At 71.9% G+C, this 22,045-nt stretch carries 18 protein-coding genes; 13 read left to right on the top strand and 5 right to left on the bottom strand.

Annotated elements, in window-relative coordinates:
- Positions 1-34: 34 nt before the first annotated feature.
- Complete coding sequence (locus ACFYV1_RS20585; protein WP_389396958.1) at positions 35-490, bottom strand: pyridoxamine 5'-phosphate oxidase family protein; 456 nt, start codon at positions 488-490, stop codon at positions 35-37.
- A 134-nt stretch (positions 491-624) separates the two neighbouring features.
- On the opposite strand from ACFYV1_RS20585, the gene ACFYV1_RS20580 reads away from it, so the two are divergent.
- The 3 genes from ACFYV1_RS20580 to holA all read left to right on the top strand — a co-directional run bounded on the left by ACFYV1_RS20580 (position 625) and on the right by holA (position 2,878).
- Positions 625-1,482 carry an arylamine N-acetyltransferase gene (locus tag ACFYV1_RS20580; protein ID WP_389396957.1) on the top strand — a complete coding sequence of 286 codons (858 nt, stop codon included), beginning with the start codon at positions 625-627 and terminating at the stop codon, positions 1,480-1,482.
- Between the two features lie 58 nt (positions 1,483-1,540).
- Complete coding sequence (locus ACFYV1_RS20575; protein WP_389396956.1) at positions 1,541-1,786, top strand: hypothetical protein; 246 nt, start codon at positions 1,541-1,543, stop codon at positions 1,784-1,786.
- Between the two features lie 108 nt (positions 1,787-1,894).
- On the top strand, positions 1,895-2,878 hold the full coding sequence (holA, locus tag ACFYV1_RS20570; protein WP_389396955.1) for a DNA polymerase III subunit delta: 984 nt from the start codon (positions 1,895-1,897) through the stop codon (positions 2,876-2,878).
- A gap of 457 nt (positions 2,879-3,335) precedes the next feature.
- Here holA and rpsT read toward each other — a convergent pair whose 3' ends face one another.
- Positions 3,336-3,602, bottom strand: a complete 267-nt coding sequence (gene rpsT, locus ACFYV1_RS20565; protein ID WP_389396954.1) for a 30S ribosomal protein S20 — start codon at positions 3,600-3,602, stop codon at positions 3,336-3,338.
- 258 nt (positions 3,603-3,860) lie between these two features.
- On the opposite strand from rpsT, the gene lepA reads away from it, so the two are divergent.
- The 4 genes from lepA (at position 3,861) to hemW (ending at position 11,532) form a co-directional block, all read left to right on the top strand.
- Complete coding sequence (gene lepA, locus ACFYV1_RS20560; protein ID WP_389396953.1) at positions 3,861-5,726, top strand: translation elongation factor 4; 1,866 nt, start codon at positions 3,861-3,863, stop codon at positions 5,724-5,726.
- 269 nt (positions 5,727-5,995) lie between these two features.
- Positions 5,996-7,885, top strand: coding sequence for an AMP-dependent synthetase/ligase (locus tag ACFYV1_RS20555; RefSeq protein ID WP_389396952.1), 1,890 nt, complete (start codon positions 5,996-5,998; stop codon positions 7,883-7,885).
- A gap of 237 nt (positions 7,886-8,122) precedes the next feature.
- Positions 8,123-10,285, top strand: coding sequence for a SpoIIE family protein phosphatase (locus ACFYV1_RS20550; RefSeq protein WP_389397287.1), 2,163 nt, complete (start codon positions 8,123-8,125; stop codon positions 10,283-10,285).
- Between the two features lie 14 nt (positions 10,286-10,299).
- Complete coding sequence (hemW, locus tag ACFYV1_RS20545) at positions 10,300-11,532, top strand: radical SAM family heme chaperone HemW (protein WP_389396951.1); 1,233 nt, start codon at positions 10,300-10,302, stop codon at positions 11,530-11,532.
- A gap of 171 nt (positions 11,533-11,703) precedes the next feature.
- On the opposite strand, the gene ACFYV1_RS20540 is transcribed toward hemW, so the two are convergent.
- A complete protein-coding gene (locus tag ACFYV1_RS20540) occupies positions 11,704-12,516 on the bottom strand; it encodes a DUF3097 domain-containing protein (protein WP_389396950.1) in 813 nt (270 codons plus the stop codon).
- A gap of 39 nt (positions 12,517-12,555) precedes the next feature.
- On the bottom strand, positions 12,556-13,278 hold the full coding sequence (locus ACFYV1_RS20535) for an MBL fold metallo-hydrolase (protein WP_389396949.1): 723 nt from the start codon (positions 13,276-13,278) through the stop codon (positions 12,556-12,558).
- A 186-nt stretch (positions 13,279-13,464) separates the two neighbouring features.
- On the opposite strand from ACFYV1_RS20535, the gene hrcA reads away from it, so the two are divergent.
- The 4 genes from hrcA (at position 13,465) to ACFYV1_RS20515 (ending at position 17,621) form a co-directional block, all read left to right on the top strand.
- Positions 13,465-14,490, top strand: a complete 1,026-nt coding sequence (gene hrcA, locus ACFYV1_RS20530) for a heat-inducible transcriptional repressor HrcA (protein WP_389396948.1) — start codon at positions 13,465-13,467, stop codon at positions 14,488-14,490.
- Positions 14,491-15,627 carry a molecular chaperone DnaJ gene (dnaJ, locus tag ACFYV1_RS20525; protein ID WP_389396947.1) on the top strand — a complete coding sequence of 379 codons (1,137 nt, stop codon included), beginning with the start codon at positions 14,491-14,493 and terminating at the stop codon, positions 15,625-15,627.
- Between the two features lie 177 nt (positions 15,628-15,804).
- Positions 15,805-16,878 (top strand): nitronate monooxygenase, encoded by a 1,074-nt coding sequence (locus tag ACFYV1_RS20520; RefSeq protein ID WP_389396946.1) that lies wholly within the window; start codon positions 15,805-15,807, stop codon positions 16,876-16,878.
- Positions 16,878-17,621, top strand: a complete 744-nt coding sequence (locus ACFYV1_RS20515; RefSeq protein ID WP_389396945.1) for a 16S rRNA (uracil(1498)-N(3))-methyltransferase — start codon at positions 16,878-16,880, stop codon at positions 17,619-17,621. The genes ACFYV1_RS20520 and ACFYV1_RS20515 overlap by 1 nt, the downstream gene beginning before the upstream one ends.
- A gap of 52 nt (positions 17,622-17,673) precedes the next feature.
- Here ACFYV1_RS20515 and ACFYV1_RS20510 read toward each other — a convergent pair whose 3' ends face one another.
- Positions 17,674-18,069, bottom strand: coding sequence for a hypothetical protein (locus ACFYV1_RS20510; protein ID WP_389396944.1), 396 nt, complete (start codon positions 18,067-18,069; stop codon positions 17,674-17,676).
- Between the two features lie 391 nt (positions 18,070-18,460).
- Between ACFYV1_RS20510 and ACFYV1_RS20505 the strand changes: the two genes are divergently transcribed.
- Both ACFYV1_RS20505 and ACFYV1_RS20500 read left to right on the top strand, forming a co-directional pair.
- Entirely contained in the window at positions 18,461-18,691 is a 231-nt protein-coding gene (locus ACFYV1_RS20505) for a hypothetical protein (protein ID WP_389396943.1), read from the top strand.
- 45 nt (positions 18,692-18,736) lie between these two features.
- Positions 18,737-21,940, top strand: coding sequence for a S41 family peptidase (locus tag ACFYV1_RS20500; RefSeq protein WP_389396942.1), 3,204 nt, complete (start codon positions 18,737-18,739; stop codon positions 21,938-21,940).
- Positions 21,941-22,045: the final 105 nt, after the last annotated feature.

The following is a 22,045-nucleotide window of genomic DNA, read 5'->3' as shown; positions in this document are numbered from 1 at the left end:
CGCCGCATCGGACGCGGGAGCGTGGCCACGCTCGTCAGTCGAGCCAGCGGCCGTCCCGCATGATCACCCGGTCCGGCAGTTCGTTCACCTCACGCCATGCCTTGACGACATGAGGAGTGATGCGCAGATACACCCAGGGCTGCCGGTCCCGGGGATCCCACTTGAGCTTCGCCGCGAACGCGTCGGCGGATGCTGCGGACAGCGCGGACCCCTCGACCACCTCGGCCGTTCCCTCGACATGCACGACGTCACGGGTATGGCCGAGGGTCACCGCGACCTCGCCTCGTGGCACCAGGTTGCGCGCCGTCGGATTGGTGCGCCGGGTGCACATCAGCAGAGTCGCGCCGTCCCAGACGAACGACAGGGGCATCAAGCACGGCTGTCCGTCCGGTGAGGCCGTGGCGACCCAGGCGTCCTTGTCCTCCACGAGCCTTGCGACGGTGTCCTGCCGGCGCTCTTCCCGGCTTCGCGCCGGCTCCCGAGTCGTCATGGCCGCACGCTACGGGGAGCCGGCACCGTGTCGCGTCGGGCCCACGACGGAGGGCTCTCCGCCATCGGACCTAGGACCGGGCCCAGGACCAACGACGCCTGGCACGGCGGTCGATCGCGCAGGAGACTGCGTGCATGGACACACCGCCGACCTCGTCCGACGCTCCCCCGTCCGCCGAACCGTCCGCCTCCCCGCGCGGCGGCACCGCTCCGCCGTCGGTCGACGCGTACCTGGCTCGCATCGGCAGCGGACGCCCCGGGCGCGCCGACGCCGCCGCGCTCCGGGAGCTCCAGCTGCGGCACCTGCTCTCCGTGCCGTTCGAGAACCTGTCGATCCACCTCGGCGAGCCTCTCGTGCTGGAGGACGCGCCGCTCCTCGAGAAGATCGTCGCGGCACGCCGCGGCGGCTTCTGCTACGAACTCAACGGGGCCTTCGCCGCGTTGCTGCGCGGCCTCGGCTTCGGCGTGACACTGCTCCAGGCCAGGGTCTACGGCGACGGCGGCCGGCTGGGCATCCCGTACGACCACATGGCGCTGCGGGTGGAGACCGTGGACGGTACAGGGCCGTGGCTGGCGGACGTCGGGTTCGGCGACCACAGCCACCATCCACTCGCCCTCGCCGAGCGGGGTGAGCAGGCCGACCCGGCGGGGACGTTCCGCATCGTCGAGACGGGCTACGGGGACCTCGACGTGCTCAGGGACGGCAAGCCCCAGTTCCGGCTGGACACCAGGCCGCGTGAGCTGCCGGATTTCGAGGCCGGTGCCTGGTGGCACCGCACCTCGCCCGCCTCGCACTTCACCCGCTCGCTGGTCTGCTCACGGCTGACCGAGAAGGGCCGCGTCACGCTGACCGGCCGCAGTCTCGTCACGACCGAGGGCGGGGAACGGCGGGAGCGGCCACTGGACAGCGACGACGAGGTGCTCGCTGCCTACCGCGGTCACTTCGGCCTGGAACTCGACCGGGTGCCGGAGGTCCGGCCGGTCCCGCGCTGACGGCGGAACCCGCAGGCCGCCGTGACGCCGGGCCGACGGGCCCCGGCACAATATGGCGGTGAGCGATGTGAGACATGTTCTGGTGCTGCCCGACCGTGACGCGGCGGAAGAAGTGGCCGAGACGATCGGCGACCACTTCCCGGTGGCCGAGGAGCCCCAGTTGGTGCGGGACGCGCTGGCCGGTGAGGACGACGCCGAGGACGCGCAGTGGCTGGTGGTCGTCGAGGACCCGGAGAGCAGGCTGGACGCCGCCGCACTCGACGAGTTCGTCTCCGACTGGGACGGATGGCGCGAGGCACACTGACCGCAGCCGGGGCCGGGACCGCTTATGCTCCTCCCGCCGCCGGCGGCAAAGTGACCGGGCCCCGGGTTTCGCGGGGGCTGTCGGTGGCGCGTGGGATGCTGGTGCGCGATGGCCACCAAGAATTCGACCGACGATCCGCTCGCCCCCGTGACGCTTGCCGTGGGCCAGGAGGACCTGCTCCTCGACCGTGCCGTTCAGCAGGTGGTGGCGGCGGCGCGGGCCGCAGACCCGGACACCGACGTACGCGACCTCACCGCCGACCAGCTCCAGCCGGGCACCCTCGCGGAGCTGACCAGTCCGTCGCTCTTCGCCGAGCGCAAGGTGGTGGTCGTGCGCAATGCGCAGGACCTCTCCGCCGACACGGTCAAGGACGTCAAGGCGTATATCGCGGCACCGGCCGAGGAGATCATCCTCGTGCTGCTGCATCCCGGTGGTGCCAAAGGCAAGGCCCTGCTCGACGCGGCCCGTAAGGCGGGAGCGCGTGAGGTCGCCTGCCCCAAGACGACCAAGCCCGCGGAGCGGCTGGGCTTCGTGCGCTCCGAGTTCCGCGCGCTGGGCAGGTCCGCCACGCCGGAAGCCTGCCAGGCCCTCGTCGACTCCATCGGCAGCGATCTGCGCGAGCTGGCTTCGGCGGTTTCACAGCTGACGTCGGATGTGGAGGGAACCGTCGACGAGGCGGTCGTCGGCCGCTACTACACGGGCCGTGCGGAGGCGTCGAGCTTCAACGTCGCCGACCGGGCGGTGGAGGGCAGGGCGGCGGAGGCGCTGGAGGCATTGCGCTGGTCCCTGTCGACGGGAGTCGCGCCCCTGCTGATCACCAGCGCGCTGGCGCAGGGCGTACGGGCGATCGGCAAGCTGTCGTCCGCGCGGGGCGGCAGGCCGGCCGATCTGGCGCGAGAGCTCGGCATGCCGCCGTGGAAGATCGACCGTGTCCGCCAGCAGATGCGCGGCTGGACCCCCGACGGTGTGGCCGTGGCGCTGCGGGCGGTGGCTGAGGCGGACGCGGGCGTCAAGGGCGGCGGCGACGACCCGGCGTACGCGTTGGAGAAGGCCGTGGTGGCGATCGCGATGGCCGCCCGCTCGGGCCGCTGACGAATGCCGCCCCGCCCGGGTTCCGGGCCGCCGACTTCCCGTCCCGCGCCGTCCGTGCTGCTGACGGATACCGTCCCGCGCCGTCCGTGCTGCTGACGGATACCGGCCCGCGCGGGCCGGGTCGCTTACGGCTCCCGGCCCGCGCGGCCGTCCCGGCTGCTGAGCCCCGTCGGCGCACAGGGCGGATGCCGACCGGCCCCGGGGCCCCTGGTCGCCGGACCACGACGGGCTCTGTTCGGGCCCGCGCAGGGCACCGCCCCGCTAGAGGGCGCCCCGCCGCGGTGCATGGCGAAGGCCCCGGTCGCCGTCCTGGGGAAGGACGGTGGCCGGGGCCTTCGCGTCGAGCTCTGGTGCGCCGCACCCGCGTGGCGAACGCAGGCCGCGTGCGGCGCTTGGGGTGCCGGTCAGGAGCGGATGAGAGGGCCCGCTGAATCCCTTCCGGCGATCACATCAGTGCTCAGCCCTGGAGGGAGGCAACCTTGGAAGCCAGCGCCGACTTCTTGTTGGCGGCGGCGTTCTTGTGGATGACGCCCTTGGAGACGGCCTTGTCCAGCTGGCGGGAGGCGGCACGGGCCGCCACGGTCGCCTGCTCGACGTCGCCAGTGGCGACAGCCTCACGGGCCTTGCGGATCGAGGTCTTGAGCGAAGACTTGACGGCCTTGTTGCGCAGGCGCGCCTTCTCGTTCGTCTTGTTCCGCTTGATCTGGGACTTGATGTTCGCCACGAAAGAGCCTTTTCAGGATCGATGATCTTCGAGTGTGTGTCCCTTTTCCCGCAGCCCTCAGGGTGTGGGAGGCGCGCCCAGAGAGGGAGGGCACGAGACACAGCTGCTCAGGCTACCAGCCGTCCCTCGGGCGGCCCAAACCGGGCACAGTCCCCGCTCCATGGGACCATGGAGCTTACGTATCGATCCGACATCGACCCGAGCCGTGCCCGAGTCGAGCTCACCGACCCGGCGTCTGCCAAAGAATCAGGACCCTGCGTGCCCGCGACTCCTACCAACGTGCCCGAGCCGAGCCGTACCGCCCCGGCTCTGATCCGCAACTTCTGCATCATCGCGCACATCGACCACGGCAAGTCGACCCTTGCCGACCGGATGCTCCAGCTGACGGGTGTGGTCGAACAGCGGCAGATGCGCGCCCAGTACCTCGACCGGATGGACATCGAGCGCGAGCGCGGCATCACGATCAAGTCCCAGGCGGTCCGTCTGCCCTGGGCCCCCACCGAGGGTGAGGGTCAGGGGACGACCCACATCCTCAACATGATCGACACCCCCGGGCACGTCGACTTCACCTATGAGGTGTCCCGGTCCCTGGCGGCCTGCGAGGGCACGGTCCTGCTGGTCGACGCGGCTCAGGGCATCGAGGCACAGACCCTCGCCAACCTGTACCTGGCGATGGAGAACGACCTGACGATCGTCCCGGTGCTCAACAAGATCGACCTGCCGGCCGCCCAGCCGGAGAAGTTCGCGGAGGAGCTGGCGAACCTGGTCGGCTGCGACCCTGACGACGTGCTCAGGGTGTCCGCCAAGACCGGTCTGGGTGTCGAGGCGCTGCTGGACCGGGTGGTCAAGGACGTCCCGGCCCCGGTGGGTGTCGCGGACGCCCCCGCCCGCGCGATGATCTTCGACTCCGTCTACGACTCGTACCGCGGTGTCGTGACGTACGTGCGTGTCATCGACGGACAGCTCAACAAGCGTGAGCGGATCCGGATGATGTCCACCAACGCCACGCACGAGCTGCTGGAGATCGGCACCAACTCGCCGGAGATGCTGCCGGCCGACGGTCTCGGCGTCGGCGAGGTGGGTTACCTCATCACCGGTGTGAAGGACGTCCGCCAGTCCAAGGTCGGTGACACGATCACCAGCCTGCACAAGGGAGCCACCGAAGCCCTCGGCGGGTACAAGGACCCGAAGCCGATGGTCTTCTCGGGCCTGTATCCGCTGGACGGCAGCGACTACCCGGAGCTGCGTGACGCCCTGGACAAGCTCCAGCTCAACGATGCCGCGCTGGTGTACGAGCCGGAGACCTCCGCGGCGCTCGGCTTCGGCTTCCGCGTGGGCTTCCTCGGTCTGCTGCACCTGGACGTGATCCGGGAGCGGCTGGAGCGCGAGTTCGGCCTGGACCTGATCGCCACCGCCCCGAACGTGGTCTACCGCGTGACCATGGAGGACGGCACGGAGCACACGGTCACCAACCCGAGCGAGTTCCCCGAGGGCAAGATCGACGAGGTCCACGAGCCGGTGGTGCGCGCCACGATCCTGGCGCCCAGCGAGTTCATCGGCTCGATCATGGAGCTGTGCCAGACCCGCCGGGGCACCCTGCTCGGCATGGACTACCTCTCCGAGGACCGGGTCGAGATCCGCTACACCCTGCCGCTCGCCGAGATCGTCTTCGACTTCTTCGACCAGTTGAAGTCCAAGACACGCGGTTACGCGTCCCTCGACTACGAGCCCACCGGCGAGCAGGCCTCCAGCCTGGTCAAGGTCGACATCCTGCTGCACGGCGACAAGGTCGACGCCTTCTCGGCCATCACCCACAAGGACGCCGCCTACGCGTACGGCGTGCGGCTCGTCGCCAAGCTGCGGGAGCTGATTCCGCGGCAGGCCTTCGAGGTGCCGATCCAGGCGGCCATCGGTTCGCGGGTCATCGCCCGCGAGACCATCCGCGCCATCCGCAAGGACGTCCTCGCCAAGTGCTACGGCGGCGACATCTCCCGTAAGCGGAAGCTGCTGGAGAAGCAGAAGGAGGGCAAGAAGCGGATGAAGATGGTGGGTTCCGTGGAGGTCCCGCAGGAGGCCTTCATCGCGGTGCTCTCCAGCGACGAAGGCGGCAAGAGCAAGAAGTAGCCGCCGCGTCACGCTGGGTTCCCAAAAGCGCCCGTCCCGTTCAGGGATGGGCGCTTTTCGGTCTTGCGGAACCGTACCAATCGGTATGTGCTTGTTGCATTGATCCGCTGCTCCAAGCGGTGGATCCGCGTTCCGTTCGTTATGAAGCGGCGGCCCGCAGGCACTTACGCGCCGGTCGAACGGGCTTTACCCTGAGCACGACTCGAAGGTTACTCGCCAGTTAAACAACCAGTCAGTCGTGCAGTGCTGCCGCCGGCCCGGAGGACGTCGTGAGCGAAACCCAGACCCTGATCGAGAACCGGCCGCCCTCGGTGGCGACCCTCTTCACCGAGCGCGTGGCAGCCACGCCGGACGGCGAGGCCTACCGCTATCCGGTGCCCGCCGCCTCAGGCTCGGGTCCCGACGACTGGAAGTCCCTGAGCTGGGGGCAGGCCGCCGAGCGGGTCCACGCCATTGCCGCCGGACTGATCGACCTCGGGGTGGGCGCCGAGGAGCGGGTCGCGCTCGCCTCCTCCACCCGTGTCGAGTGGATCCTCGCCGACCTCGGAGTGATGTGCGCCGGCGGCGCCACCACGACGGTCTACCCGTCCACCAACGCCGAGGAGTCGGCGTACATCCTCTCCGACTCCGAGAGCCGGGTGCTCATCGCGGAGGACGCCTCCCAGCTGGCGAAGGCACGCGAGAAGCGTGCCGATCTGCCGGAGCTGAAGCACGTGGTCGTCATCGACCCGGAGGGCGTGGAGCCGGACGCCGCCGACCCGGAGGGCTGGGTCGTCACCCTCGCCGATCTCGAGGCCCGTGGCGCGAAGTACCTCGCCAGGAACCCGGAGGCCGTCAAGGAGCGGGTCGCGGCGATCACGTCCGACCAGCTGGCGACGCTCATCTACACCTCGGGCACCACCGGTCGGCCCAAGGGCGTGCGGCTGCCGCACGACAACTGGTCCTACATGGCGAAGGCCATCGCCGCGACCGGGCTGGTCACCAAGGACGACGTGCAGTATCTCTGGCTGCCCCTCGCCCATGTCTTCGGCAAGGTGCTGACCTCCGGACAGATCGAGGTCGGCCATGTCACGGCGGTCGACGGCCGCGTGGACAAGATCATCGAGAACCTTCCGGTCGTCCAGCCGACCTACATGGCGGCCGTACCCCGCATCTTCGAGAAGGTCTACAACGGAGTCGCGGCCAAGGCCCGGGCCGGCGGCGGCGCCAAGTACAAGATCTTCCAGTGGGCGGCCGGCGTCGCCCGCGAATACGCGAAGGTCACCCAGGACAACTTCCGCCGCACCGGCAACGCCTCCGCCCCCTTCGGGCTGAGCGCCAAGCACAAGGTCGCCGACACCCTCGTCTATTCCAAGCTGCGCGATGCGTTCGGTGGCAGGCTGCGCGCCGCGGTCTCCGGGTCCGCCGCGCTCGCACCCGACATCGGCTACTTCTTCGCCGGTGCCGGCATCCACATCCTCGAGGGCTACGGACTGACCGAGTCGAGCGCCGCATCCTTCGTCAACCCGGGCGAGGCCTACCGCACCGGCACGGTCGGCAAGCCGCTGCCCGGCTGTGAGGTGCGCATCGCGGACGACGGCGAGATCCTCCTCCGTGGCCCCGGCATCATGCAGGGCTACCACAAGCTGCCCGAGAAGACGGCCGAAGTCCTCGAGTCCGACGGCTGGTTCCACACCGGCGACATCGGCGAGCTGTCGGCCGACGGCTACCTGCGGATCACGGACCGCAAGAAGGACCTGATCAAGACCTCCGGCGGCAAGTACATCGCGCCGGCCGAGGTCGAGGGCCAGTTCAAGGCGGTGTGCCCGTTCGTATCCAACATCCTGGTGCACGGCGCGGACCGTAACTTCTGCACCGCGCTGATCGCCCTGGACGAGCCGACGATCCTCGGCTGGGCCAAGGAGAACGGCCTCGGCGGCAAGAGCTACGCGGAGGTCGTCGCCTCCCCGCAGGCCGAGCAGCTCATCGAGGGCTATGTGCAGCGCCTCAACGAGGGTCTCCAGCGCTGGCAGACCATCAAGAAGTTCAGGCTCCTCCCGCGCGACCTCGACATCGAGCACGGCGAGCTGACGCCCAGCCTCAAGCTCAAGCGCCCGGTGGTGGAGCGCGAGTACAAGCACCTGATCGACGAGATGTACGCGGGTTCCCGCGAGGCGTGACCTCAGAAAACACGTGACCGGGCGGGAGCGCGGGAGCGATGCCGGAAGGGCCCGGGCAGGGGCTCTCGAGGCAGCCGCTCCGGCGCTCCCGCCCGTTCATCTCGTTCCCCCCGACCGGTTTCCTTCCACCCACTTCGGTGACTCGGTGCTTATGGACGCGCTCGGTCTGTCACTCTGTCGGTGTCATGAACGGCGCCCGCCAGCACCGATCAGGAGCCGCACGTGGGGTCCATTCCGATGCAGCGCGAAACCGGCAACCGATCGACCTCCGTGCGACCGGCACGGGTCGACTCCGGGCCGGTCGCGTACACCGTCCTGCCCGGCAACCTTCTGGCCCCGGCCGCCGGGCGCCGCTTCGTGCGCGACGCCGTCGCCGAATGGACGGGTCTCGGGTTCCTGCCCGGCGGCCGTCGCACCGGCCGGCTGGCCGACGACGCGGCCGTGGTCGTCAGCGAACTCGTCACCAACGCCGTCGTGCACGCCGGCACCGCGGCCGAACTGCGCTGCCGCTTCGAGGAGACGACGCAGGACGAGCCGGGCGCCGTGGTGATCGAGGTCTCCGACCACCATCCCGCGAGCGGAGTCAGCGGCGGAAGTCACAGCGCGGACCGGTCGGGCACTCCCGACCACGGCCGCGGCCTCCATCTCGTCGCCACCCTCGCGGAACGCTGGGGAGTGACCTTCCACGCCGCGCTCAAGACGGTGTGGGCCCGCCTGCCGCTCGACGGCCGCGAGGTCCTGCCGCCCGCCGCCGCGTTCACCGATTTCTCCGAGCGCCATGAGGCTGTCGGCTCCGAGGTGTTCACGGCGGTCGGCAACGCCGGACGGGACGACCTGGACTGGGTGAGCCGCGGGGCGCCGGCGTTCCTCGCGGAGGCGTCCGACCTGCTCGCCGGTCAGCTGGACGAGGACATGGTCGCGGCACTGGCGGGCCAGTTGCTGGTGCCGCGGCTCGCCGACCGGTGCGCGATCTGGCTCGACGGCGGGGCCAAGGGGCACGGCGGCGGATCGGGGGACGGCGGTGGCAAGACCGCGCCTCGGCTCGTCGGCGTGTGGCACAGCGACGAGTCGCGGGTGGAGCCGCTGCGGGAGGCGCTGGGCGCCGGGCCACCGCCGCTGCCGGCCGCGGCGGGCACCGGCCCGGTGCGGGTGGCGTGGCCGGAGGGCCCGGTGACGGACGGTGCGTCCGGGGCCCTCACCGGTGCGACCGCGGGCCTGCCCGACGCTGTCGCGCCCTGCTCGGCCGAGGCGGCCGATCGCCTCGCCGGTCACGGCCTACGGGCGGCTGAGGCCGGAGCGTCCCGGGACGAGCCGGGGGAGGGGCTCCCGGCCGCCGCGGACCCGGACGCGGCTGATGTGCTGGACCAGGACCGTGCTGACCTGGCGGGCCCGGTGGGTCCTGCGGACCAGGCCGGCCCGATCGATGCCTCCACCGCCCTGGCGTACCCGCTGAGCACCGCGGGCGGAAGGCTCGGGGTACTGCTGGTGGCGCAGAGCGGCGACGAGTCCGTCCCGGCCGAAGTGGCCGCGCTGATCGAGGACTTCGCCCGCCGGGTCGCCCTGGCCGTGGGCGCCGCCCGCAGGTACACCCGGCAGGCCACCATCAGCCGGGTCCTCCAGCGCGGCCTGCTCCCCAGCCGGGTGGGGCAGATCCCCGGCGTCGACACGTTCCTGGTCTACGAGCCCAGCGACGACGGTGTCGCCGGCGGGGACTTCTACGACGTCTTTCCCGCCGGTTCCGGCGACCGCTGGTGCTTCATGCTCGGCGACGTACAGGGCAGCGGCCCGGAGGCCGCCGTCGTCACCGGGCTCGCCAGGCCCTGGCTGCGGTTGCTCGCCCGCGAGGGCTACGAGGTCGGCCAGGTCCTCGACCGGCTGAACGGCCTGCTGCTCGACGACGCGATGGAGGCGGCGGAGGCGCTGCCGGCCACCGGCGGCCACGGGCCCGGCCTGCCGGAAGGCCGGCACTCCCGCTTCCTGTCGCTGCTCTACGGCGAGGTCGTGCCCTCGTCGTCCGGCGACGGCGGCGTCCGCTGCACCCTGGCCAGCGCCGGGCACCCCCTGCCGCTGCTGCTGCGCCCCGACGGCTCCGTCCGCACGCCGGCCGAGCCGCAGGTGCTGCTCGGGGTCGTCGACGACGTCGCGTACCAGAGCCACAGCTTCGACCTGGAGCCCGGTGACACTCTGCTGTGCGTCACCGACGGGGTGACGGAGCGGCGCTCGGGGCCGCGGATGTTCGACGACGAGGACGGTCTCGCGGTGGTCCTCGCCGGGTGTGCCGGTCTCACGGCGCAGGGCGTGGCCGAGCGGATCAGGGCGGCGGTGCACACGTTCGCGCCCACTCCGCCGGGTGACGATCTGGCGCTGCTGGTGTTCCAGGCGGGGCGTGCCCGTGGGTGACGGACAATGAGGGCATGCCTTCCGTACTGCCTGACGGCGAGCCCATGCCCGAGGACGGCGCGCTGCCCGCGTCCGCCCTGCACGGCGCCGAAGCCCGCCCGCTGGCCTTCTACCTGCATGTGCCGTACTGCGCCACGCGCTGCGGCTACTGCGACTTCAACACCTACACGGCCACGGAGCTGCGCGGCTCCGGCGGCGTGCTCGCCTCCCGCGACAACTACGCGCAGACGCTCGCGGACGAGGTCCGCCTCGCCCGCAAGGTCCTCGGCGACGACCCGCGGCCGGTGCAAACCGTCTTCGTCGGCGGGGGCACCCCGACGCTCCTGGCGGCCGACGACCTCGTACGGATGCTGGACGTGGTCCGTCAGGAGTTCTCCCTCGCGGACGACGCAGAGGTGACCACTGAGGCGAATCCGGAGTCCGTCGACCCGGCGTACCTGGCGGCCCTGCGGGAGGGCGGCTTCAACCGGGTCTCCTTCGGTATGCAGAGCGCCCGGCAGCACGTCCTGAAGGTGCTCGACCGCACCCACACGCCCGGCAGGCCCGAGGCGTGCGTCGGCGAGGCGCGGGCGGCGGGCTTCGACCATGTGAACCTCGACCTGATCTACGGCACGCCCGGTGAGAGCGACGACGACTGGAGGGCCTCGCTGGAGGCCGCGGTCGGCGCGGGGCCGGACCACATCTCCGCGTACGCGCTGATCGTGGAGGAGGGCACCCAGCTCGCGCGCCGCATCCGCCGCGGCGAGGTGCCGATGACGGACGACGACGTCCACGCCGACCGCTATCTGATCGCGGACGAGGTGCTCGGCTCCGCGGGTTTCGACTGGTACGAGGTCTCCAACTGGGCCACGACGCCCGAGGGCCGCTGTCTGCACAACGAGTTGTACTGGCGGGGAGCCGACTGGTGGGGCGCCGGTCCGGGCGCGCACAGCCATGTGGGCGGCGTGCGCTGGTGGAACGTGAAGCATCCGGGTGCGTACGCTGCCGCGCTGGCAAAGGGCCGTTCCCCGGGCGCGGGCCGCGAGCTCCTGTCGGCCGAGGACCGCCGTGTCGAGCGCATCCTGCTGGAGCTGCGGCTGCGGGAGGGCGTACCGCTGGAACTGCTGCGAGAGGCGGGACTGGCGTCGGCCGGGCGGGCGCTCGCCGACGGGCTGCTGGAGCCCGGACCGTACGACGCGGGCCGCGCGGTCCTGACGCTGCGGGGACGGCTGCTGGCGGACGGGGTGGTGCGGGACCTGGTGGACTGATCCCCCGCCGAAGTGAATCGGTGCCGAGACACCACGTCCGTGCCTGGTGCCCTCCCGGCAAGCCCCGTCGCGCCGTCCAGCACGCGCCCAGCGAGTGACGACGTTCGGCGACTCCGCTGGACGTACTCGGCGGCAAGCCGGACACCGGCGGATCCGGCACTCTCCCCGAAGTCAGGCCTCACCGCCGGCCGTGACGAAGTCGATCAGCTCCTCCACCCGGCCCAGCAGTGACGGTTCCAGGTCCCTGTAGCTCGTCACCTTCGACAGGATGTGCTGCCAGGCCGCGCCGGTGTTGTCCGGCCAGCCGAGCGCCCGGCACACGCCCTTCTTCCAGTCCTGGCCCCTCGGGACGGTCGGCCACGCCGGGATGCCGACCGAGGACGGCTTCACCGCCTCCCAGACGTCGATGTAGGGATGGCCCACGACCAGTACGTGCGGATCGGTGACCGACGCCGCGATACGGGACTCCTTCGAGCCCTCGACCAGATGGTCCACCAGGACGCCGAGGCGGGCGTCCGGGCCGGGGGCGAACTCCCCGACGATCGCCGGCAGGTCGTCGATGCCCTCGAGGTACTCCACGACCACGCCCTCGATCCGCAGGTCGTCGCCCCACACCCGCTCCACGAGTTCCGCGTCGTGACGGCCCTCCACGTAGATGCGGCCGGCCCGGGCGACCCGTGCCCGTGCTCCGGGCACGGAGATCGAACCGGAGGCCGTACGGGTCGGGCGGGAGGGGGTCGCCGCGGCCGGGCGGACCAGGGTGACGACCTTGCCCTCCAGCAGGAAGCCGCGCGGCTCGAGCGGGAAGACACGGTGCTTGCCGAAACGGTCCTCCAGGGTCACGGTCCCGGCCTCGCAGCGGATCACCGCACCGCAGAAGCCGGTCGACACCTCCTCGACCACCAGATCAGGCTCGGCCGGCACCTCGGCGACGGGCTTCGACCGCTTCCACGGCGGCGTGAGATCAGGGCTGTAGCTGCGCATTCGGACGACGATACGGCCGCACGCCACTACGACACGCCGTCACGACACGTTGAAACGCGCCGCCAGTTCGCCGCGCTGCGCCCGCACGAACGCCGCGTCGACGACGGCGCCGTGCCCCGGGACGTACAGGGCGTCCTCGCCGCCGAGATCGAGCAGCCGGTCCAGTGCGGCCGGCCAGCGGGACGGGAAGGCGTCCCGGCCCGCCTGCGGCTCGCCGGACTCCTCCACGAGGTCCCCGCAGAACACGATCTCCGGCTCACCCGGCACCAGCAGCACCAGGTCGTGGCCCGAGTGGCCGGGGCCGACGTTCGCCAGCAGCACCTGGCGTCCGCCCAGCTCGAGCGTCCACTCCCCGCACACCGGGTGGTGCGGGGCGACCAGCAGGTCAGCCGCTTCGGCCGCGTCGTCGGCCGGGACCCCGTGGCGGACCGCGTCGGCCCGGATCTCGTCCCGTTCCCGGTCCAGCAGGGTGTCCAGGCCCACCGCGCCGTAGACCTCCGCGCCCGCGAAGGCCGCGGTGCCGAGGACATGGTCGAAGTGCGGGTGGCTCAGTGCGATGTGCGTCACGCGGCGCCCGCCCAGCAACGCCTGTGCCTGAGCCCGTACCTCGGCGCCCTCGCGGAGCGTCGAGCCGGTGTCGTACAGCAGCACGGCGTCCTCGCCGACCACCAGGCCGACGGTCGCGTCCCAGCCCGGCAGACGGCGGCGGCCGACGCCGGGGGCCAGCCGCTCCCAGCCGAAGTCTTCCCAACCGAGGTCCATAGGGACGACGCTATCCGCATCGCACCCGCACCGACCCGTGCGGGCCGCGCCCGGCGACATGTCCGACCGCATGGTCTGCCACCCTTGCTACCCGTGTACCCGGCAGCCGTACACTGGCCGGGGGAATGCTGGCACTCGGACGCATCGAGTGCCAGGCCACACCGAGGAACCACTGGAGGTGCGCGGATGCTCAGCGAACGCAGGCTCGAGGTGCTGCGCGCCATCGTCCAGGACTATGTCGGCACCGAGGAGCCCGTCGGCTCCAAAGCCCTCACCGAGCGGCACAAGCTCGGCGTCTCACCGGCCACCGTCCGCAACGACATGGCCGTGCTGGAGGAGGAGGGCTTCATCGCCCAGCCGCACACCAGCGCCGGCCGGATCCCCACCGACAAGGGGTACCGGCTCTTCGTCGACCGGCTGGCGGGCGTCAAGCCGCTGTCGTCGCCCGAGCGTCGCGCCATCCAGAACTTCCTGGACGGGGCGGTCGACCTCGACGACGTCGTGGGGCGCACGGTCCGGCTGCTGGCGCAGCTGACCCGGCAGGTCGCGGTCGTCCAGTACCCCTCGCTGACCCGGTCGACGGTCAGGCATGTGGAACTTCTCTCCCTCGCGCCCGCCCGCCTGATGCTCGTGCTGATCACGGACACCGGCCGGGTCGAACAGCGCATGATCGACTGCCCCGCGCCGTTCGGCGACACCTCCCTCGCGGACCTGCGGGCCCGGCTCAACAGCCGGATCGTGGGACGCCGCTTCGCGGACGTGCCGCAGCTGGTGCAGGAACTCCCCGACTCCTTCGAGCACGAGGACCGCGGCACCGTCTCCACGGTGCTGTCCACTCTGCTCGAGACCCTGGTCGAGGAGACCGAGGAGCGGCTCGTGATCGGCGGCACCGCCAATCTGACGCGCTTCGGGCACGACTTCCCCCTGACCATCCGCCCGGTGCTCGAAGCGCTCGAGGAGCACGTGGTGCTGCTCAAGCTGCTCGGCGAGGCGAATGAGTCGGGTGGTATGGGCATGACCGTACGGATCGGTCACGAGAACGCCCATGAAGGACTCAACTCCACGTCCGTCGTCTCGGTCGGCTACGGTTCGGGCGACGAGGCAGTTGCCAAACTCGGCGTGGTCGGACCGACCCGCATGGACTACCCCGGAACGATGGGAGCGGTACGCGCAGTGGCACGTTACGTCGGACAGATCCTGGCGGAGTCGTAAGTGGCCACGGACTACTACGCCGTACTCGGCGTGCGCCGCGACGCATCGCAGGACGAGATCAAGAAGGCCTTCCGCCGCCTCGCGCGCGAACTCCACCCGGACGTTAATCCGGATCCGAAGACGCAGGAGCGCTTCAAGGAGATCAACGCCGCGTACGAGGTGCTCTCGGACCCGCAGAAGAAGCAGGTCTACGACCTCGGCGGAGACCCGCTCTCCCAGGCCGGAGGCGGCGGTGCGGGCGGCTTCGGAGCAGGTGGCTTCGGCAACTTCTCCGACATCATGGACGCGTTCTTCGGCACGGCGTCGCAGCGCGGGCCCCGCTCGCGGACGCGGCGCGGCCAGGACGCGATGATCCGCCTGGAGATCGAGCTCAACGAGGCCGCCTTCGGCACGACGAAGGACATCCAGGTCGACACGGCCGTCGTGTGCACGACCTGCTCGGGCGAGGGCGCGGCGCCCGGTACCTCCGCGCAGACGTGTGACATGTGCCGCGGCCGCGGCGAGGTGTCGCAGGTGACGCGGTCCTTCCTCGGCCAGGTCATGACCTCGCGGCCCTGCCCGCAGTGCCAGGGCTTCGGCACGGTCGTGCCGACGCCGTGCCCCGAGTGCGCGGGCGACGGGCGGGTGCGCTCGCGGCGGACGCTGACGGTGAAGATCCCGGCCGGTGTCGACAACGGCACGCGGATCCAGCTCGCGGGCGAGGGCGAGGTCGGCCCGGGCGGTGGCCCCGCGGGCGACCTGTACGTCGAGATCCACGAGATCGCCCACCCCGTCTTCCAGCGGCGCGGGGACGACCTGCACTGCACGGTGACCATTCCGATGACGGCGGCGGCACTGGGCACGAAGTGTCCGCTCGAGACGCTCGACGGCGTGGAGGAGATCGACATCCGCCCCGGTACCCAGTCCGGTCAGTCGATCCCGCTGCACGGTCGCGGCATCACGCACCTGCGGGGCGGCGGTCGCGGCGACCTGATCGTGCACGTCGAGGTGACGACGCCGACGAAGATGGACGTGGAGCAGGAACGGCTGCTGCGGGACCTGGCGAAGCTGCGGGGCGAGGAGCGGCCGACGGGGCAGTTCCAGCCGGGGCAGCAGGGGCTGTTCTCGCGCCTGAAGGACGCGTTCAACGGGCGTTAGACGGGGGCGCGGCAGGCGCGTGGCGCCTGCGGCGGCCTTGTCCCTTCCCGTTCCCACCCGCTGTACCGCGCTTCGCGCGGTGGAGCGGGTAGGGGACGGCGCCCCGCGCCGCCGAGCGTCGGGCGGGACCGGAATGGGAGATTCGGCCAGGCCGTGGGGACATGGCACGATGCCTGCATGTCCTCCGCGCTGACCGATCTCTTCCGGCATCCCATCGTGCAGGCCCCCATGGCCGGCGGCGCTTCCTGCCCGCAACTGTGCGCTGCCGTGTCCGAGACGGGTGGGCTGGGTTTCCTCGCCGCCGGGTACAAGACGGCGGACGGGATGTACCAGGAGGTCAAGCAGGTCCGCGGGCTCACCGCCCGCCCCTTCGGCGTCAACCTGTTCATGCCGCAGCCCGGTACGGCCGACCCCGCCGCCGTCGGTGTCTACCGGGATCAGCTGGCCGGTGAGTCCACCTGGTACGAGACGCCGCTGGGCGATCCGGACAGTGGCCGCGACGACGGCTACGAGGCGAAGCTCGCGATACTGCTCGACGATCCGGTCCCGGTGGTGTCGTTCACCTTCGGCTGTCCCACGCGCAGCGTGCTGGAGTCCTTCACCAAGGCGGGGACGTACACGATCGTGACCGTCACGACGCCCGAGGAGGCGCAGGCGGCCCAGTGGGCAGGTGCCGACGCCGTGTGCGTCCAGGGCATCGAGGCGGGCGGTCACCAGGGCACGCACCGGGACGACCCCGCGACGGACGGGACCGGCTACGGTCTGCTCACGCTTCTCGAACTGGTCGGGCGGACCGTCGAGTTGCCCGTCATCGCCACCGGGGGCCTGATGCGCGGCAGCCAGATCGCCGCGGTACTGGCCGCCGGCGCGAGCGCCGCGCAGCTCGGCACCGCGTTCCTGGTCTGCCCCGAGTCGGGGGCGCACGCGCTGCACAAGCAGGCGATGACCAACCCGTTGTTCGTCCGCACCGAGCTGACCCGTGCGTTCTCCGGGCGTCCCGCGCGCGGCCTGGTCAACAGGTTCATGCGGGAGCACGGGCCGTACGCGCCTGCCGCGTATCCCGAGGTGCACCATCTGACGGGTGGTCTGCGCAAGGCCGCGGCGAAGGCGGGCGACGCTCAGGGCATGTCTTTGTGGGCGGGCCAGGGCCACCGGCTGTCGCGTGAGATGCCGGCCGCCCAACTGGTGGGGGTGCTGGCCGCGGAAGTCGACTCGGCCCGTGCCGCGTTCGCACTCGGAGGTGGTGTGTGATGACTGCTCCAGTCTTTCTCGTCGACTCGCTCGAAGGCGTCACGCCTGGTACGGCCGTCACGCTCGACGGCCCGGAGGGGCGGCACGCCGTCTCCGTGCGCAGACTCCAGCCCGGCGAGGACATCGTCCTCACGGACGGCCAGGGCCGTGGCGCCTCGGGGTCCGTCGTCTCGACCGAGGGCAAGGACCGGCTGGTCGTCGAGGTGGGCGAGTGCCCGCAGGAGCAGCAGCCGGTGCCCCGTATCACCGTCGTACAGGCGTTGCCCAAGGGCGACCGCGGTGAACTCGCCGTGGAGACCATGACGGAGACCGGTGTGGACGCCGTCGTGCCGTGGTCCGCGGCGCGCTGCATCACTCAGTGGAAGGGCGAGCGCGGGGCCAAGTCGCTGGCCAAGTGGCGGGCGACGGCCCGCGAGGCGGGCAAGCAGTCGCGCAGGCTGCGGTTCCCCGACGTCGCGGACACGGCGACGACCAAGCAGGTCGCGGCACTTCTGGCGGCGGCGGACTTCGCGGCGGTGCTGCACGAGGAGGGCGCGGAGCCGCTGGCGACGGCAGAACTTCCGGCCGAGGGCTCGATCGTGCTGGTGGTCGGACCGGAGGGCGGCGTCTCACCGGAGGAGCTCGCCGTGTTCGCGGAGGCGGGCGCGAAGCCGTACCGGCTGGGCCGCAGCGTGCTGCGCACCTCCACGGCGGGCACGGCGGCGACGGCTCTCCTGCTGGGCCGCACCGGCCGCTGGTCCTGAACCGGGACGGCACCGGCCGCTGGTCCTGAACCAGGACGGCGGGGGCGGCGGTTCAGGCGGCGTCACCCGGTTCCTGGGCGGACGCCGCCGCGGCGCCGAGCAGCGACCATCCGTCGACCTCCGTCGTCCCCGGCCGGTCCGGCAGCAGGCCGCGCGCCGCGGCCGCGTCCAGCAGCCGCCTCGCCGCACCCGGTTGGTGCAGATTGAGCCAACTGTCGCCCGAGGCGACCGCGCCGAAATGCCAGTAGCCACCGGAGACGACCCGCCCCGGCCCTTCACGGAAGACGATCGCCAGCCGCTGCTGCGTGCCTTCACGCCGCAGGCCCAGTGTCGTACGGCAGTCGCCGACACGGTCCCCGACGCGGGTGTGCCCGTGCCGTACGGACCAGATCCAGGCGGTCTCCGCGTCGACCACCAGGCGGCGCACACGGTCCGGCTTCTTGGTCATGAGCCCGACCGTACGGGCTGCACCGTGGCCACAACCACCCTTTTCCACGGGGGCGGCCGGTGGCACTCTGACGTCATGCCCGCCCGGACAAGAGCGCGGCGCGCGCTCGTAGCAACCGCCGCAGCAGCAACGGCAGTCGGCGCCCTGACCGCCTGTGGGCCCACCGCCGGGGGCCTCGACTCCGCCGCCGTGGCGCTCACCACCGACCGGACCGTGACCAGCACGCTCGAGCGGCTGACGTTCGACGTGGCCTGGCTGAGCTGTACGGCCAACGTCGGGTGCGGGCGGCACCGCTTCGCCCGGCACCGCTTCGCCCGGCAGCGCGCCCTCGGCACCCGGCAGCGCCACCGTCGACTGCCAGGGCGAGACCGGATCGGGGCAGGACATCACCGTGACCGGCAAGGTGACGGAGGAGCGTGCGGGCAAGTGCGTCCGCGGGGATCTGACCGCGAGGATCGAGAAGAAGATCGTGTTCCGGGCGACCATGCTCGGGGACTGCGGCGCCGCACCGAGCGGCAGCCCCGCCACCCCGGCGCCGGGCCGAACCACCGAACCCGAACCGGCTCGGCCCACGGTCACGGTGACCGTGACGGAAACCGTGACCGCCGTTCCGGCCAAGTGATCCAAAACCCTCACCTCGGGGCTTCCACCTGCCTAGGGTGACGGTGTGACGCACCCTGCCTACCTCCGGTATCCGCATCTGCACGGTGAATTGATCGCCTTCACCGCCGAGGACGACGTCTGGGTCGCGCCGCTCGACGGCGGCCGGGCGTGGCGCGTCAGCGCCGACAACATGCCCGTGAACCATCCGAGGATCTCGCCCGACGGCACCCGTATCGCCTGGACCTCGTACCGCGACGGCGCGCCCGAGGTCCATGTGGCGTCCGTCGACGGTGGTCCGTCGGACCGGCTCACCCACTGGGGCAGCCACCGGACCTCCGTACGGGGCTGGACCCCCGACGGCCGGGTCCTGGCGCTCACCACCCACGGGCAGGCGTCACTGCGCCGCTCCTGGGCGCGGGCGGTTCCGCTGGACGGCGGGCCCGCCGAGGTCCTTCCGTACGGGCCGGTCGGCGGCCTCGCGTACGGGCCGCACACCCTGCTGCTGTCGGCCACCATGGGCCGCGAGGCAGCGGCCTGGAAGCGCTACCGGGGCGGCACCGCGGGCAAGTTGTGGATCGACCGGGAGGGCGACGGTGAGTTCACCCGCCTCCACGAGAACGTCGACGGGAACATCGAGTACCCGCTGTGGGTGGGCGACCGCGTCGCCTTCCTCTCCGACCACGAGGGCACCGGCGCCCTGTACTCGTCCCTGCCCGACGGCTCCGACCTGCGCCGCCACACCGGTCTCGACGGCTTCTACGCCCGCCACGCCGCCACCGACGGCACCCGCGTCGCCTACGCGAGCGCCGGCGAACTGTGGCTCCTCGACGACCTGGACGACGCCGAACCGCGCCGCCTGGACCTGCGGCTCGGCGGACAGCGCACCGACCTGCAGCCCCGGCCGGTCGACGCCGCCCAGGACGTCGGCGCCGCCGCCCCCGACCACACCGGCCGCGGCAGTGCCGTGGAGGTCAGGGGCGCCGTCCACTGGCTCACCCACCGCGAAGGACCGGCACGTTCCCTCGCCGCGGAGCCCGGTGTGCGGGCGAGGCTGCCGCGCACCTTCCAGGTCGACGGCGAGCAGCACGTCGTCTGGGTGACCGACGCGGAGGGCGACGACGCGCTCGAGTTCGCGCCCGCCACCGGGACCGCCGCCGGCGCCACACCGCGCCGGCTCGCCGCGGGCAGGCTGGGACGGGTGCTGAACCTGGCGGTCGCCCCCGACGGCAGCCGGGCCGCGGTCGCCTCGCACGACGGCCGTGTGCTCCTCGTGGAGCGGGAGACGGGGGAGGTGCGCGAGGTGGACCGCAGCGAGCACGGCGACGCCGACGGCCTCGTCTTCTCGCCGGACTCGGCCTGGCTCGCCTGGTCGCATCCCGGTCCCAGCCCGCTGCGGCAGATCAAGCTCGCCAACACGGGTGACCTGACGGTCTCCGAGGCGACGCCGCTGCGGTTCGCCGACTTCCAGCCGGCCTTCACCCTCGACGGCAAGCACCTCGCGTTCCTCTCCGAGCGCGCCTTCGACCCCGTCTACGACGCCCATGTCTTCGACCTGGCGTTCGTGGGCGGATGCCGACCGCATCTGATCACGCTCGCGGCGACCACGCCCTCGCCGTTCGGGCCGCAGCGGCACGGCCGGCCGTTCGACGCCGACAAGGACGGCACGCCGGAGTCGGACGACGCGGCGGCACCCGTCACCCGTATCGACCTCGACGGACTCGCCGACCGCATAATCCCGTTCCCCGTCGAGGCCGCCAGCTACTCCACCCTGCGCGCGGCCAAGGACGGCCTGCTCTGGCTGCGCCACCCGTTGCGCGGTGTCCTCGGCACCACCCGCGCCACGCCCGAGGACCCGGGGCCGAGGACCGTCCTCGAGCGGTACGACCTCGGGCAGCAGCGCGTGGAGGAACTCTCCTCCGACGCCTCGTACTTCCGGGTGAGCGGCGACGGCAAGCGGGTGCTGCTGTGGAGCGGCGCCAAGCTCAAGGTCGTCCCCAGCGACCGTGACGTCTCGCACGACGACAGCGACAACGACGGCTCCGCGAGCGTCACGGTCGATCTGTCCCGCATCCGCGGCACCGTCGAGCCCGCCGCCGAGTGGCGGCAGATGTACGACGAGGCCGGGCGGCTCATGCGCGACCACTTCTGGCGGGCCGATCTCGGCGGCGTGGACTGGAACGGGGTTCTGGAGCGCTACCGGCCCGTCCTCGAGCGGGTCGCGACCCACGACGACCTCGTCGACCTGCTGTGGGAGGTGCAGGGCGAGCTCGGCACCTCGCACGCGTACGTCATGGCTCCGGGCGGGCACGGTGACGCGTCCACCAGGCAGGGCCTGCTCGGCGCGGACATCTCCCGCACCGCCGAGGGCACATGGCGCATCGACCGCATCCTGCCGTCGGAGAGCTCGGACCCCCACGCGCACTCGCCGCTCGCCGCGCCCGGCGTCGCCCTGCGCGCCGGCGACACGCTGCTCGCCGTGGACGGCCGGCCGGTCGACCCGGTCAAGGGTCCCGGTCCGCTGCTCGTCGGGGCGGCAGGCAAGCCCGTCGAACTGACGGTGTCGCCCGCGGGCGGCGGCGACGCGCGGCACGCCGTCGTCGTCCCCATCGCCGACGAGGAGCCGCTGCGGTATCACGCGTGGGTCGCGAGCCGGCGTGCCCATGTCCACGAGAAGTCCGGCGGCCGCCTCGGCTATCTGCACGTCCCCGACATGCAGGCGCCCGGCTGGGCGCAGATCCACCGCGACCTGAGGGTCGAGGTGGCGCGGGAGGGGCTCGTCGTGGACGTACGGGAGAACCGTGGCGGACACACGTCCCAGCTCGTGATCGAGAAGCTGGCCCGCCGCATCGTCGGCTGGGACCTGCCGCGCGGGATGCAGCCGTCCAGCTACCCGCTGGACGCCCCCCGGGGTCCGGTCGTCGCCGTCGCCAACGAGTTCTCGGGCTCCGACGGCGACATCGTCAACGCGGCGATCAAGGCGCTCGGCATCGGGCCTGTCGTCGGCACGCGCACCTGGGGCGGTGTCGTGGGCATCGACAGCCGCTACTCCCTCGTGGACGGCACGCTGGTCACCCAGCCCAAGTACGCCTTCTGGCTGGAGGGTTACGGCTGGGACGTGGAGAACCGGGGCGTGGACCCGGACGTCGAGGTCGTCACGACACCGCAGGACCAGGCGGCGGGGCGTGACCCGCAGCTGGACGAGGCGATCCGCCTGGCGCTCGAGTCCCTCGCGGAGAACCCGGCGAAGCAACCGCCGTCGCTCCCGTAGCCGGACCCGCTCCCTTCACGGCCTGACGGCCCCGGCGGCCTTGCCGCGCAGCCGGGGCCGGGACCCCGCCGCGTTCGGCACCCGGGCCGGGACCCGCCGCCGTTC

The sequence above is a fragment of the Streptomyces sp. NPDC003023 genome (assembly GCF_042888225.1).
GTDB lineage: Bacteria > Actinomycetota > Actinomycetes > Streptomycetales > Streptomycetaceae > Streptomyces.
The sequence above is the reverse complement of the archived record's forward strand: the minus strand, read 5'-3'. Positions and strand labels throughout refer to the sequence as shown.